Below are 13,238 nucleotides of genomic sequence, written 5' to 3' on the forward strand. Positions count from 1 at the left end.
CCATATTTATATACATGGTCTTTGATATACTCTAGCGCTATTCATGGACAACTCTGGTAACAACAAGTGGCACGCAATATAGAAATAAAAGCAAATATCGAAAGTGTCAGTTCAATACTTCCCAAAGCACTTGCACAAGCGACTTCAAAGCCGGTAGAAATTTACCAGGACGATACTTTTTTCCAGTGTAACAATGGCCGGTTGAAGTTGCGCATGTTTGATCATGCGAAAGGCGAACTGATCTTTTATCGTCGTGCTCACCAGTCCGGGCCTAAAGAATCCTTTTACCTGGTCACCCCCACCAGTGAACCGAATACCCTCAGGAATGTATTGAGTGCAGGCCAGGGTGTGATTGGGCGTGTGATCAAGCAACGCACCCTGATCATGTGTGGCAGGACACGTATCCACCTCGACCGGGTTGAAAACCTGGGTGAGTTTTTAGAGCTGGAAGTGGTGCTCGAAGAAGATGAAAGCCCTGAAAATGCCATCGCAGAAGCTTACTTGCTGATGGCAGATTTAGGCGTGTCGCCGCAACAACTGATTGAAGATTCATACGTGGATATGCTGGCACGCAAAAAATAACGCCAGCCGCTGATTGGTGCAAGCCGTCGTGTGTTTAACCACTGCACCAATCATAGCGCACAATTTAAATTGGCAGGCTAAGAGTTTTATTCCAGTTTTCCAGCCATCGCAAAGTGTCTGTTTCATTCATAGGCCGGGCGAAAAAGAAGCCCTGGCCATATTGACATCCCAGTTCCCTCAAACCAATCGCTTCCAGGCTATTTTCAATGCCTTCGGCAATGGTGGCAATGCCTAGGCTTTCTGCCAGTTCTATGGTGGAGATAATCGATTTGCGCGATTGTGATGACGTCTCCATGGTGGCCACCAGTGATTTATCGATTTTCAGCTCTGAAAAAGCCAGCCTGCCTAAATTGGGCATACTCGAATAACCTGTGCCGGCATCATCGATGCCGAGTCTGAAGCCGCTGGTTTTTAACTGGCCGAGAATATCTTCTGCCTGAACCGGGTTTTCCAGCGTGGCCGTTTCGGTGAATTCCAGCACAACGCGTTGCGGATCGATATGGAATTCGTGGCAGGAATGATCAAGGGTGCCCACCAGATGATTATCCTTGATACATTGCGATGAGATGTTGAGCGAAAAAGATAAGCTCTGGCTGAGCTTCTCTATGAATTTAAAACCGGTATCTATCACCAGATGGGTGAGCTGGGCGATTTGCCCGGTTTCTTCGGCTGCGGGGATAAAGGTTTCCGGGAGCTTCATGCCTTGTTCCGGGTGCTTCCAGCGGAGCAAGCCTTCAAAGCCCACCACCTCGCCGGTTGGTAAATCTATTTGTGGCTGGTAATACAATGCAAACTGCTTCTTCTCAATGGCATTGTTTAAGGTGGATTCGCTAGGAACCAGCGCGCTAGCGGCGTGGTTTTTTCTGATTAACTCATCAGGGGAGTGGCTATCGATACTCATCATTATGACCCTTTAAAAAAGCCTCACAGCGCTCTTAAAGGTGAGCGCTGTTAAGTCTGATAAAAAATATAGTCTGATAAAAAATACGGAAGCATAAAGTCAATATCGCCTGTTGCACATGTACTCATCACTGCTAAAGCGGCTTGAGCATATGCAACTATTTATAATTGATATAAATGTAATTCTAATACCTTGGTGTGGCAATGGCCTAAGGCTGATTTTAATGTCAGATTAGTCTCACAAATACGCATCTGATGCATGTGCTAAGCGGCATTCTTACGTCGTTATCAGCCTGCTACCGATAACCTTCGTTGGTTGCTTCTTTTATTCTGGGTACTTACTTTATGCGCAAGTATGTCTGGAAATAAAAGGAGATAGTCATGGTTTTAAATCAGGAATTAAACAATCGTATGGCGGACTTAAACGAGTATCGATTAGACACAAATAAGGTCGTGTCAATTGACTTAGCAAACCCTCACCCGGTTGACGATTTAACCGATGCGGAAATCACCTTTCCGGATCCTACGAATCCTGACCCTATCGATCCGGATATCATCAACCCCGCCGTGGTAGACCCGGATGATGTCATCGAGCCTGATGGAAAGATTGATCCGGATGAAGATGTGGAACCTGAAATCGATCCGGAAGGTGATCCCGAATTGCCTGATTCAGACCAACCGGACAGAAAGATCAGTCATTCCAGTAAAGGCGTTTGAACAGGGCTTGCGTCAGCGCAAGTCAGTCACTTCCTACAATGGAATGGGCGCCGAACTGATAGATGCGCGTGAGAAATCATTATCTAATGAGCCAAGCTTAAAAAGAACTGACTTTCAGTCAACTAACGCTCAATTTTAAAAGGATATTCAAATGAATAAACTACTGATTGCACTGCTTGTTTCAACTGTTTCTATGACTGCTTATGCCGCTGAAAGTAAAGATGACGGCGCCAAACTGGGCACTTCACAGACGCCGCAAGTCGAAAGACAGCAACGCTATACCGACAAGGGCCCGACTGATGTGAATCAGAATGGTGTGCCAAACGATGCCAGTAATCTGGGCAATGCAGATAGCCCACAAGTAAAAGAGCAAAACAAACGCACAGACAAAGGTTCCGCTGACCCTCAGTTCAAGAAAAAGAAAAACAAAGTGTTGAATAACAAGGACGACAAGGCCGGCACGACCAAAGGCAACCCGGTGCAACCTACCGAGTATGAAGCGGCTCCACCAGCCACGACACACTAAGGTCAAAGGCGAGGCATTACCAGTGTAGAACTTGTCACCTGTGAGATGGGTCAAAACTGCATGTGAGTTAATCCAACTGGTAATGCACCTCATTAAGAACGTTTGATTCGAGAGGATTTCAACATGCCATATTCAACTGTGATTAATGAAGTTGCCAGTGCCATTAATGGCGTCATCAATGTGATTGCTTGGTCTGTATTAAAAGTATTGCCAGTATTGATTGCCATACTGATTGGCTTGATTGCAATAGATATGCTGATCGGTTCAATGTTTGGAAATCAAACGCAAACAGAGTCACCTTTTTTGTCTGAGACTAGCCAGACTGAAATCCAGCTGACGTCAAACGAGCAAGTCAGTCCAAATGAGCTTGCTGCAAAGTAAGTAGAGCTTGCAGGTGATTGTTCAGTTAAATTTACAGCCTGCGAACGACACATTAAAAACGCCTGACACAACATGGTGTGTATCCAGGCTAAGTCAAAACCCATGCTAAATAAAAGCAGGGATATCAAGAAAAATTTGGGGATGAGGCATGAAGGACCTTTATCAATTTTTTGATGATGAATCCAGCACTTACACTTATCTATTGATAGACGCTGACACAAAGGAAGCCGTCATCATAGACCCTGTAGACCAGCATTTAAATCAATATATGACTCTGCTTGCGAACGAACATCTCAAGCTGAAGCTAGTCCTTGAAACGCATGCGCATGCTGACCACATTACTTCTGCAGGCGCGCTTTGTTCATTGACTGGCGCCAGGGCGGCCACGCCAGCCCATTGCAAAATCACTGCGGCTGAAATCCAGCTGGCTGACGGCCAGGCCTTAATCTTTGGCAAGCAGCAGGTGATCCAGGCTATCCATACACCTGGCCACACTGCTGGCGCCATGACTTATTTCTGGAACGGAAAACTGTTCACCGGCGATAGCCTGCTGATCAATGGCTGTGGTCGAACCGATTTCCAGAATGGCGATGCGGGTGCGCTTTATGACAGCATCACACGGCGGCTATTCAGCTATCCCGATGAAACACTGGTCTATCCTTGCCATGACTATGATGGCAACACTTTTTCAACCATAGGTCATGAGCGGCGCCACAATCAGCGTATCGCCGGTAGAAGCCGCGAAGAATTCATCCGCATCATGGATGCCCTGGATCTGCCCCCACCAAAAATGATCGATAAAGCCATCCCGGCCAATATGAAGCTGGGGCTCAATCTTAGGCACGCGGCAGGCAGTTGAACTGATTTTGGCGCTTTGCTTAAAAACATTGTTTGCCTATTCATACACAGAGATAAACATTTAGGAGTACACCATGGACGTGAATTATCAAGTGAGAAACACCAACCAGTTCGACCGGGTAAGAAACTCCACCGCGGCCGAAATCAATATCCATATCGATCTGGTGACCAACCGTAATATCCAGTACTTTTCAACCCGGCCAGCCTGGGAAGTGAAAAAGCGCATTCTGGCGTTAGAGAAAGAGTGGGATGTGGAACGTGTACTGGAAGTGAATGCATCCACACTGGCATTGACCGGCTTGTTTCTGGGCTTAACCATCAACAAAAAATGGCTGGCATTACCCGCCATCGTGTTGCCGTTTCTATTGCAACACGGCCTGCAAGGATGGTGTCCGCCATTACCTGTGTTACGGCGTATGGGCATCAGAACGCAAGATGAGATAGATAGGGAAAAGTATTCTTTACTGGAGAACTTGAAATCGAGGGCAGAGTAATTGCTAGCTATCATGACAACGCAGACCCAAAGGTGATACTTTGGGTTTTTTCTATTCTTCATGGCAAGATGCTTAGAGAGAAAACACTTGCCCTCCCAAGAGACCATTGCTGTTATGAAAGCTCTGGTTTCAACGATGCTTGATCGGCATGCACAATGCATCTTTTATTTTTAGTATCAATACTTTACTACTGCTGAACCTGGCTGGTTTGGCTTGCTAATTAGCTAAAAAAAGCTTAGATTTCCATATCTCAACCAGGGGTCACATCATGAGCAGTTTTACATTAGCAGGCACGCCCCTAACAGACCATTTTCATGTCTGTGCATTTTTTAACAGCAAGGCAGATGAGTATGACGTGTTACTGCCTTTTTATGCTGAAGCACATGGGCAAGGCGAAAAGACATTACATCTGGTCAACCCAGCCAACGAAGAGAGTCATAAATCGCGCTTGAATGCCTATGGAATGAATGTGCCTGAGCTTGAAGAATCCGGTCAGCTGGAAGTGATGACGTGGCAAAGCTCATACCTGAATGGCGAGGGCAGGTTTGAACGCTCAAGTATGCTGACCAAGTTGATTGATGCGCGCGATGCAGCCACTGAAGCCGGTTTCCCACGCTTGAGAGTGGTGGGTGATATGGATTGGGTGTTTCTGGAAGATATGGATTTCAGCGGCATACTTTCGTATGAGGCGGAAGTGAATGAGTTTTTAATTGTGAATAAGCAACCTGCGGTCTGTGTCTACGATATCGCCAAATTGTCTGGCTCCATGATGATGGATTTGTTGAGGACGCATCCCTTAACACTGGTAAATGGTGTGGTTCAGGAAAACCCTTTCTACACGCCTGCGTCTCAAATGCTTGAAGAACTAAACGCCCGCAGCGCTCCTTACGCATAATGGAAGAGAATAAGGTCAGTTACCTCAAATTGGTAAACTCGCCATTAAAGCCTGGTGACCAGGTCATTCCTTCTGAATTATCTGACACCTTGCGCAATATGATGGGTTTGCTCGCGCTGCCTGGCTTATGGGTAGGTCGTAGTGGGCAGGCTATTCTCAAGTTAACGTTTGAAGCGATTGAGCGCACGTTACCGATACGGTTCATTTACTCTGAGGTTCAGCTAGAGCCAAATGTAAGCTACGCCTCGTTGATGTGGGGTCACCAGTTTGAATCAGGTCATCAACTCGGTGCCTGGCAGTCAGTATTAAATGATCTCAAAGTGCTCCCCATGCAGGAAGCCAAGCCTTATGCGCATGCGTTGCGTGGCGAGACGCTGCAGTTGATCAAACTCAGGCTTGGTTACGGGCCTACGGCGGGCACCATCTGGTTTGGTTCGGAGAAACCTGATTTCCCTTCATTGACTGACCTGGCATTTATCCGCGCAGCTATCACGCTGGCAGGCACTGGCATTTTGACAGCCAGGGCGCAGCAGGAAACTGAAAGAGCCAACCGCGCCAAAGATGAATTTATGGCGATTCTCGGCCATGAGCTGAGAAACCCGCTCGCGCCTATCATGATGTCGCTGGATATCCTGAAGATCAAAAACAAAGGGGATTTGCCTAACGAACTGCAGATCATTGACCGACAAGCCAAGCATTTGGCGCAGCTGGTGGATGATTTGCTCGATATCTCGCGCATTACGGCGGGTAAAACCACTTTGAACAATGACTTGGTGGACTTGTATGAGGTGCTCGCCAGGGCCATTGAAAACTGTACGCCACTGCTCAATGAAAAGCGGCATCATTTTAGCAAAAGCTTATCCGGCGAACATCCGCATTTTGTCCGTGGTGACGCTTACCGCTTGATCCAGATTTTCAGCAACTTGTTGAATAATGCCGCTAAATTCATGGGAGAAGGCGGACATATCTATGTCAGCTCCATGCTTAGCGGCAACATGATTGAAATCGCCATCCAGGATCAAGGCCCCGGTATTCCGGCCGAGCTGCTGCCCAATATATTCAATATGTTTGAGCAAGGCAGGCAAACCCTGGAAAGGTCACAAGGCGGTTTGGGCATCGGTTTGTCGGTGGTGAAAAGCCTGGTCGAATTGCATCATGGCCGGGTGCAGGTTGAAAGTGTGGAAGGGCATGGTGCTAAATTCTCAGTGCTGCTGCCTATCGCGCATGATGCTGACCCAATGGAAGTCATCGCTGAGAAATCTATTCATACGGTATCGCCGAAAAAAATCCTGTTGGTCGATGACAATGTCGATGCAGTGCAAACCCTGGCTGAATACCTGGAGCTGATAGGCTACGTCACTACTACCGCTACGCACCCCAACGATGCGCTATTGGTGATGCCCGAATTTGACCCCGATATTGTGATCCTCGATATCGGTTTGCCAGGCATGACCGGCTACGAGCTGGCCACCCTGATCAAGAAAAACGCACGTCAGGCACCGTTCATGATCGCGCTCACCGGCTACGGCCAGCAAAAAGACATTACCATGTCGAAACAGGCCGGTTTTGATATCCACCTGACCAAACCGATTGCGCTAGAGGCATTGGAAGAAGCACTTTCTAATCTGGATGACCAGCCTATGTAAGGCATGATGTATTAGCTTAGTGCCACCCTGTATTGTTATGAGCCGCTCTGTCACTTAGTTATGTTGTAAGAGAATCTAATATAGCGATCACAACGTAAAGTGATGCTCCAGCCCGAAAAAACAAACAAAAGACCCAATGCGAATGCGTTGGGTCTTTTGTTTTCTTGTCCGAAGATTCCTACGTCAAATTCAGCTGAAACGGTATAGAGGGTTTATGGCAAAGCCTGCATGATTAAGCCTCCAGACATTGGGCGGATGTGTTGATTTATCAATCGAATCGATACCCCAATCTTTTACACATGTTGATGAGGTTTTAGGAGAAGTTTATGCTGCATACCATTTTGATCGTGCTGTTAATTCTTGCTCTCATCGGAGCCTTGCCAACCTGGCCACATAGCGCTAAATGGGGTTATTACCCAAGTGGCGGTCTTGGTCTGGTGCTTCTCATATTGATTATTCTGGCGCTGACAGGCGGAGCGTAATTACCCTTAAATCGGCTGTCGCTAATACCAAATCAATCCGGTACCAAGTCAATCAGGGAGGTTTCATCATGAGTCAAGCTGATAGTGTTGGTGGATATCGTTCAGGCGAAGTCCACAATGGTCCTACTGAAGTGCGCAGTGGTGTTTCTTTGGCAAGTGTTACCGTTGGCATTATCGCCGCGCTGTTGTTCCTGCTGATCTCTTCCTATGTCTCTAACGATGCCAACTGGAATATTCCCAGTGACAGGGCCTGGGTTTCCACCAGCCTGACAGGGAATGATTTGTCAGGAAACGCATGGGAAACACCCGTGCCTGAAAAAGTGAAGAGTATTCAACCCCAGTCACAAAAAGACGAAGCAGCGCATTTTTCGGATGCGCTATACAGTGCAGATTTCATGAATTCTTTTGCTGAACCTACCTGACTGCTGGCCGTTTTTTATCTGCGCCTTGAGCGTTGAATGACGATGGCTTCTGATGATTTTATAACGATCTATTTCAAGGAAAAAACATGACAAATGATCTGTGGAAAATAGCTGCACTGGCGCTAGTGTTATCTGCTTGTAAAAGCACGCCTATGAATCCGGCCGTCAATGAAGGTTCCAGCGTGACGCGCCCCATCCCTGCCACGCAGGACAATCGCAGCGCTGAAACACCTGCGGCGCCGAATAAGATCACCATCAAAACGGTAGAGGTAGATTCAAGCAAAGATCAGCTCAGCGCCTCTGAGCTGGCAAAACGCCAGATTTTCTTTGATTACGATAGTGATGCCATTCGTGATGAATATCGTGCTCTGATTTCCAATCACGCAAAATACCTAGTGGCACATCCCCAAACCAAAGTGGTGGTGCAGGGTAATACCGACGAGCGCGGTACCCATGAATACAATCTGGCCTTAGGTCAGCGTCGTGCAGTCGCTGTAAAAAATGCACTCAGCATTGAAGGCGTGAGTGAGCAACAGATTGAAACAGTGAGCTACGGTGAAGAGCGCTCCAAGCAAAATTGTGGCGAGGAGGAGTGCTTCCAGCATGACAGACGCGTGGATGTGGTGTATTCGGGCCAGTAACATATCTAAGATCAAGGGCGCCTAAAATTGCGTTCGCGTAGTCTTGTCAGATAGCGCCTACTTTCGAATCAGCGCTTTATCTATATTGCAAAGCCATGCAAGCTGAGAATATAGCGTTAGCAGAAGTGGCTGGCTTAGAGCGCTTCTGTGTTCCCTGAGACCCCCAAATCTTACTCCCCACTCCGGTGGGGATTTTTTTATAAAAAATCTTGCATTAATATCCAATTAATCAATTACTTAGTACATATATTCTTACAGTAAACTCAGCCGGAGTGCGCTACACCACGATGATGGTATGCAGCATGATTCGGTTTAGAAAATTAAACGTATTAGAAAGTGAAATATCAGGCTCGCTATGGCAAAAGCTTATCTCAGTAAAGAAAAATTAAACACCATTGCCACCATGGCTATTTCAGCAGGGGCGGTGGCTGCGTCTGTATTAATGATGTTTATTATTTTTATTACCACCATCCTGATGATAGGAATAGTGCTGAGCTGACTGTTCGTCTAAAGGAAAATATACACACACTTGGCCAATGCCAGCATTAGCCAAACCCCCAAGTCAAGACCCCAAAAAGCATGCACACAAGATTGAAAATCACATGACCGTCATTCCTAATCATGTCTCAGCCACGGCGCCTCTCTCAGCGACTGCACTTCGTTTTGAGATCATTAAACGTCTCGCACCCGGATTCCGTCATCGTATGCTGGGGCGTATGCAACCGATTGCATTGCTCTCGCATTTACTGAGTAAAAAAATACAGGCGGGTCAAACTGAACCTGAGTTTCTCTTAAACCGGTTACAAGAAATGAAGGCATCATTGAACGCCGCTACCGCCGCCACCTTAGATCTTTTCAGCTGGTTGAATCCAGATAATGAAAGTGTTCAGGCTTTAAATGAAGTTGTAGAAGAGTGCCTGGATTTGCTTAAAATGGATATTTATACCAGCAATGTCTTTTTTCACAACCTGATCGACTCACAGTCGCTGGTCAAGGTGAGCAAAGTCAGGCAGGTGTTTGTTGCTTGTGTTTTAACCTATATAGACACCACTGAAAAAACGGCAAAAGTGACCCTATCAACGAAACAAGTGGCAGAGGATTTAGTGATAGAGATGACTCTGCAGCCCACCGAGGGTGAGGCCACAACGGTGAATTGCGAGGGCGTGTTTGTGGATTGGGAGGCTATTCAGCTGATCTGCGAGGACGCGCAATTTTTAAAGGAACAGCAGCGGGTTGTGATCTCAAATCTTGCTTAGATTTGATCAAAGCATTGTGATGCACAAAGCTGAAACAGGCCGTGAAATGCGCAAGCCCGGCTTTACAGCCCGAGATTGATAGACTCTATCTTTTCATAATCCAGCGGTTTGGTGAGATGCAGGTCGAAGCCAGCATCCAGAGCCATCTTACGGTCAGCCTCGGTGCCATAGCCCGTCAACGCGATTAAATAGCATTTGCTGATGTGCTCGGTTTTGCGGATTTCTTGCGCGACTTCGTAGCCTGTCATATCCGGTAACCCGATATCCAGAAAGATAATACTGGGCTGAAACTCTTTGGCAGCGGCCAGGCCTTGTTTACCCGAATTGGCGCTTCTCACTTCATTACCCGCTAATTCTAATAGCGTTGAGAGTGTGCTGGCAGCATCCTCATTATCGTCAACCACCAGGACGCGTGCATTTTTTCTGGGTGAGGATTGCGTTGCTACCGATTGTGCTTCGCTTTGTGGTGCTTCTACCAGTGTGAGTGCCACGGTAAAAGTGCTGCCCTGATGAGTGCCAGGGCTGGAAACACGGATCTCGCCGTGATGCAGGTCAGTCAGGTTTTTAACCAGCGCCAGCCCGATGCCCAGGCCTTCCTGTGCGCGTTCTTCGGTATGGGCATGCTGCACAAACAGCTCAAAAATATTTTGCAGGTGATCTGCATCCAGGCCGATGCCGTTATCGGAGACTTTGATCAGCACACAGTGCGCATCCCTGACCACATCAATCGTAATCAGCCCGCCAGAAGGCGTGAACTTGGCTGCATTATTGATCAGGTTGCTGATGATCTGGATCAGGCGCACCTTATCGCCTGATACCCATAGAGGTTCAGAAACGATGTTGATCGTAAGTTGATGGCCACGGTCTGTAATTAGATTGCTGCTGCTTTCAGCGGCGGCTTCCACAAAGTCGCATACATTCAGCGTCTCAATATCGAGAGATATCTTGCCCTGCGAGATTCTTGACACGTCGAGCAGATCATCTACCAGTTTCACCATCTGGTCTGTTTGCCGCGAAATGATATCCAGCAGCCCCAGCTCTTTGGCATTAAGCGTTGAGTTGATGGTCTTGAGTAGCTTGATGGAGTTCCTGATCGGGCCCAAAGGGTTGCGCAGTTCATGCGCAAGCGTGGCGAGGAAGATATCCTTACGCTTATCGATTTCGCGCACATCCTGCTCTGCCAGGCTTAACCTGAGCAGGGCTTTGATATTGACCACCAGCTCTTCAGGCTCTATCGGTTCAAACAGGTAATTATCCGCGCCGCACTCAATGCCGTTGATCTTATCTACCAGTGTGATAAAAGAAGCCGAGGTTTGCAGGATGGCAATCGAGTCAGTTGCAGCTTCTGACTTTAATCTCCTGCACACCTCAAAGCCATTGATATCCGGCAAGCGGGTATCCAGCAAGATAAGGTTAGGTTGCTCGCTTTTAGCCATGGCCAGCGCATCTGCGCCGTTGGCTGCTTCTATCACCCTGAATCCGGCTTTAATCAGCACCCGTGATTTTGCATAGCGGGTGGCATCGGTGTCATCCACATTTAAGATTAAGAAATCACTGAATGTGTGATTTCTGATCATTCCAACCGTTTTTGGTTGAGAATCTCTCATTTTGTGGTGTCCGATGTTGATGTCATATGCTGGGCGTCTATGGCAGAAGTTTTAGCGCTGACTAAAGCCTCCATCGTATCACTCTGCTGCAGATGCAGTAACTCCCGCAAGCTGGCCAGCAAATCAGTTTTGAGTAAGGGTTTGTGAAAATAAGCATCTGCGCCCAACGCCAGGCCTTTGCGTTCATCTTCAACGCTGGAGGCAATAATCACCGGCACATGTTTGCGTTGGTCATCCTGTTTCATGTCTGATAACCAGCGCCATGAATCTTCACCTTTAAGCAGAATATCCAGTAACACCGCTGCAGGCTTTACGTGGCCCCATAAGGCATTGGCCTCGCGCAAAGAGCGAGCGGGCACGACTTTAAATTCACTGTCTGCCAGGTAGCGTTCATACAAGAGTTGCTCGTAGGCTTCGTCTTCGATAATCATGACCGGCAAGCGATTGTCCGCAATCGTGACTACCGGCATAGACTCTTCAACGGGAGTGATGACTTTGAAATGGGCGGGTATCGTCACTGAAAAGGTAGAGCCTAGGCCAAGCGTACTTTCGACCGAGACTTTTCCCTTGAGCAAAGTGGCCAGGTTTTTGCACAGTGGCAAGCCCAAGCCCGTGCCTTTGACTCCTTTTTGCAAGCGGTTTTCTACCTGTGAGAACTCCTCGAAAATAAGCTCCAGGTGTTCTTCGGAGATGCCCAGGCCGGTATCTTTCACCGCAAAAGTCACACATTGATCTTTAGCGATGGAGACGCTGACATCAATGCTGCCAGCCTCGGTAAATTTCAGCGAGTTGGAGATGAAGTTACGCAGGATCTGCGAGATCTTGGGCTCATCCTGAAACAGCTCGATATCTTCTTCAGGGTAGATGAAATTGAGGGCCAGCTTGTTAGAAACTAATAGCGGTTTCAGCATCCCTCTTAAGGCGCTGATCATTTCGCTGACATAAAATGTGGTCGGTTTTATTTCGGTTTTGCCTGCTTCGATCTTGGCAATATCCAGCAGGTCATTCACCAGGTCACTTAAAGAAACGGCGCCTTTAAGGATGTATTGGACCTGCACTTCCTGCTCGGTGGTCAGTTCGCCATCCATTTTATCCAGCAACAGTTTTGCCAGTGCGCGGATCGAGTTGAGTGGCGTCCTGAACTCATGGCTCATGTTGGAAAGGAATCTGGATTTTAACTCGTCTGCGCGTCGTAAATGGCTGGCTTTCTCATCCAGCTCTGCATACAGCGCCACCACACCACGGTTGGTATCTTCCAGTTCCTGCGTCAGTGACAACAGCTCTTTTTGTCTGGCATTCAATTCATCCAGGGTGCGCAATAACTCGCGGTTCTGATGCTGTACTTCAGATAATGAGATATTAGGCGCCAGTTCAGCCAGCCCCGAGATAGAGCTGCCGACCATGACTGGTGTGAGCAACGGTGCAGTGGCTGGCAGGAACTTTCGCAATGTAATGGTTGTGCCGCTGCTATCCGTGGTGATGTCAAACCTGTCCATCAACCTTTTTGCACCTATCACGCCCAGGCCCATGCCCGTTGGCGATTGATAACCGCCAGACAGGACTTCCTTGATATGCGGGATGCCGGGGCCTTTGTCTTCGATCACTATTTTTAATAGCTGCGGCGCAGTTGAGCCTTCAATCGAATACTCGATCCTGCCTTTGCCGACATAGTTATAGACGTTTCTTGCCAGCTCGGAAACCGCGGTTGAAATGCGTGCCTGATCCTGCAAGGCAAAGCCACAGATGGCCGCGATATCCCGCGCACGCTGCCTGGCGGCCAGGACATCAAATTCGTTTTCGATACCAAGTGCGAGAAATCTAATCGACATGT

General features: G+C 47.7%; 16 protein-coding genes. 13 read left to right on the forward strand and 3 right to left on the reverse strand.

Annotated features, from left to right (window positions below; genetic code table 11):
- Positions 1 to 66: 66 nt before the first annotated feature.
- Positions 67 to 582: a class IV adenylate cyclase gene (locus tag ACTS9Y_RS07720; protein WP_442585368.1), complete on the forward strand. Its 516-nt coding sequence runs from the start codon at positions 67 to 69 to the stop codon at positions 580 to 582.
- 64 nt (positions 583 to 646) lie between these two features.
- On the opposite strand, the gene ACTS9Y_RS07725 is transcribed toward ACTS9Y_RS07720, so the two are convergent.
- The gene (locus ACTS9Y_RS07725) at positions 647 to 1,486 is read right to left on the reverse strand and encodes an EAL domain-containing protein (RefSeq protein WP_442585369.1); all 840 of its coding nucleotides are present in this window, start codon (positions 1,484 to 1,486) and stop codon (positions 647 to 649) included.
- A 377-nt stretch (positions 1,487 to 1,863) separates the two neighbouring features.
- Between ACTS9Y_RS07725 and ACTS9Y_RS07730 the strand changes: the two genes are divergently transcribed.
- The 12 genes from ACTS9Y_RS07730 (at position 1,864) to ACTS9Y_RS07785 (ending at position 9,800) form a co-directional block, all read left to right on the forward strand.
- Entirely contained in the window at positions 1,864 to 2,199 is a 336-nt protein-coding gene (locus tag ACTS9Y_RS07730; RefSeq protein ID WP_442585370.1) for a hypothetical protein, read from the forward strand.
- Positions 2,200 to 2,350: 151 nt separating this feature from the next.
- Positions 2,351 to 2,725 (forward strand): hypothetical protein, encoded by a 375-nt coding sequence (locus ACTS9Y_RS07735; RefSeq protein ID WP_442585371.1) that lies wholly within the window; start codon positions 2,351 to 2,353, stop codon positions 2,723 to 2,725.
- Positions 2,726 to 2,848: 123 nt separating this feature from the next.
- Positions 2,849 to 3,106, forward strand: coding sequence for a hypothetical protein (locus ACTS9Y_RS07740; protein ID WP_442585372.1), 258 nt, complete (start codon positions 2,849 to 2,851; stop codon positions 3,104 to 3,106).
- Between the two features lie 148 nt (positions 3,107 to 3,254).
- A complete protein-coding gene (locus ACTS9Y_RS07745) occupies positions 3,255 to 3,965 on the forward strand; it encodes an MBL fold metallo-hydrolase (protein WP_442585373.1) in 711 nt (236 codons plus the stop codon).
- 73 nt (positions 3,966 to 4,038) lie between these two features.
- On the forward strand, positions 4,039 to 4,458 hold the full coding sequence (locus tag ACTS9Y_RS07750; protein WP_442585374.1) for a hypothetical protein: 420 nt from the start codon (positions 4,039 to 4,041) through the stop codon (positions 4,456 to 4,458).
- A 268-nt stretch (positions 4,459 to 4,726) separates the two neighbouring features.
- Entirely contained in the window at positions 4,727 to 5,353 is a 627-nt protein-coding gene (locus tag ACTS9Y_RS07755; RefSeq protein WP_442585375.1) for an MEDS domain-containing protein, read from the forward strand.
- On the forward strand, positions 5,353 to 6,999 hold the full coding sequence (locus ACTS9Y_RS07760; protein WP_442585376.1) for a hybrid sensor histidine kinase/response regulator: 1,647 nt from the start codon (positions 5,353 to 5,355) through the stop codon (positions 6,997 to 6,999). Before ACTS9Y_RS07755 ends, ACTS9Y_RS07760 begins: the two co-directional genes overlap by 1 nt.
- A 326-nt stretch (positions 7,000 to 7,325) precedes the next feature.
- Entirely contained in the window at positions 7,326 to 7,481 is a 156-nt protein-coding gene (locus ACTS9Y_RS07765; protein ID WP_379034328.1) for a DUF3309 family protein, read from the forward strand.
- A 68-nt stretch (positions 7,482 to 7,549) separates the two neighbouring features.
- The gene (locus ACTS9Y_RS07770) at positions 7,550 to 7,903 is read left to right on the forward strand and encodes a hypothetical protein (protein ID WP_442585377.1); all 354 of its coding nucleotides are present in this window, start codon (positions 7,550 to 7,552) and stop codon (positions 7,901 to 7,903) included.
- Between the two features lie 86 nt (positions 7,904 to 7,989).
- On the forward strand, positions 7,990 to 8,544 hold the full coding sequence (gene pal / locus ACTS9Y_RS07775; RefSeq protein WP_442585378.1) for a peptidoglycan-associated lipoprotein Pal: 555 nt from the start codon (positions 7,990 to 7,992) through the stop codon (positions 8,542 to 8,544).
- Positions 8,545 to 8,899: 355 nt separating this feature from the next.
- A complete protein-coding gene (locus ACTS9Y_RS07780) occupies positions 8,900 to 9,043 on the forward strand; it encodes a hypothetical protein (protein WP_442585379.1) in 144 nt (47 codons plus the stop codon).
- 103 nt (positions 9,044 to 9,146) lie between these two features.
- Positions 9,147 to 9,800 (forward strand): hypothetical protein, encoded by a 654-nt coding sequence (locus tag ACTS9Y_RS07785; RefSeq protein ID WP_442585380.1) that lies wholly within the window; start codon positions 9,147 to 9,149, stop codon positions 9,798 to 9,800.
- A gap of 62 nt (positions 9,801 to 9,862) precedes the next feature.
- Here the strand turns inward: ACTS9Y_RS07785 and ACTS9Y_RS07790 are convergent, their stop codons facing one another.
- On the reverse strand, positions 9,863 to 11,377 hold the full coding sequence (locus tag ACTS9Y_RS07790; protein WP_442585381.1) for a response regulator: 1,515 nt from the start codon (positions 11,375 to 11,377) through the stop codon (positions 9,863 to 9,865).
- Positions 11,378 to 11,403: 26 nt separating this feature from the next.
- Entirely contained in the window at positions 11,404 to 13,236 is a 1,833-nt protein-coding gene (locus ACTS9Y_RS07795; RefSeq protein WP_442585382.1) for an ATP-binding protein, read from the reverse strand.
- Positions 13,237 to 13,238 lie beyond the last annotated feature (2 nt).

Source organism: Methylophilus sp., assembly GCF_052173275.1.
GTDB lineage: Bacteria > Pseudomonadota > Gammaproteobacteria > Burkholderiales > Methylophilaceae > Methylophilus.

Excerpts from the sequence above, each read along its gene's own strand:
- ACTS9Y_RS07725 (WP_442585369.1), bottom strand. The coding sequence starts at position 1,486 with ATGATGAGTATCGATAGCCACTCCCCTGATGAGTTAATCAGAAAAAAC.
- ACTS9Y_RS07730 (WP_442585370.1), top strand. The coding sequence starts at position 1,864 with ATGGTTTTAAATCAGGAATTAAACAATCGTATGGCGGACTTAAACGAG.
- ACTS9Y_RS07735 (WP_442585371.1), top strand. The coding sequence starts at position 2,351 with ATGAATAAACTACTGATTGCACTGCTTGTTTCAACTGTTTCTATGACT.
- ACTS9Y_RS07740 (WP_442585372.1), top strand. The coding sequence starts at position 2,849 with ATGCCATATTCAACTGTGATTAATGAAGTTGCCAGTGCCATTAATGGC.
- ACTS9Y_RS07745 (WP_442585373.1), top strand. The coding sequence starts at position 3,255 with ATGAAGGACCTTTATCAATTTTTTGATGATGAATCCAGCACTTACACT.
- ACTS9Y_RS07750 (WP_442585374.1), top strand. The coding sequence starts at position 4,039 with ATGGACGTGAATTATCAAGTGAGAAACACCAACCAGTTCGACCGGGTA.
- ACTS9Y_RS07755 (WP_442585375.1), top strand. The coding sequence starts at position 4,727 with ATGAGCAGTTTTACATTAGCAGGCACGCCCCTAACAGACCATTTTCAT.
- ACTS9Y_RS07760 (WP_442585376.1), top strand. The coding sequence starts at position 5,353 with ATGGAAGAGAATAAGGTCAGTTACCTCAAATTGGTAAACTCGCCATTA.
- ACTS9Y_RS07765 (WP_379034328.1), top strand. The coding sequence starts at position 7,326 with ATGCTGCATACCATTTTGATCGTGCTGTTAATTCTTGCTCTCATCGGA.
- ACTS9Y_RS07770 (WP_442585377.1), top strand. The coding sequence starts at position 7,550 with ATGAGTCAAGCTGATAGTGTTGGTGGATATCGTTCAGGCGAAGTCCAC.
- pal (WP_442585378.1), top strand. The coding sequence starts at position 7,990 with ATGACAAATGATCTGTGGAAAATAGCTGCACTGGCGCTAGTGTTATCT.
- ACTS9Y_RS07780 (WP_442585379.1), top strand. The coding sequence starts at position 8,900 with ATGGCAAAAGCTTATCTCAGTAAAGAAAAATTAAACACCATTGCCACC.
- ACTS9Y_RS07785 (WP_442585380.1), top strand. The coding sequence starts at position 9,147 with ATGACCGTCATTCCTAATCATGTCTCAGCCACGGCGCCTCTCTCAGCG.
- ACTS9Y_RS07790 (WP_442585381.1), bottom strand. The coding sequence starts at position 11,377 with ATGATCAGAAATCACACATTCAGTGATTTCTTAATCTTAAATGTGGAT.
- ACTS9Y_RS07795 (WP_442585382.1), bottom strand. The coding sequence starts at position 13,236 with ATGTCGATTAGATTTCTCGCACTTGGTATCGAAAACGAATTTGATGTC.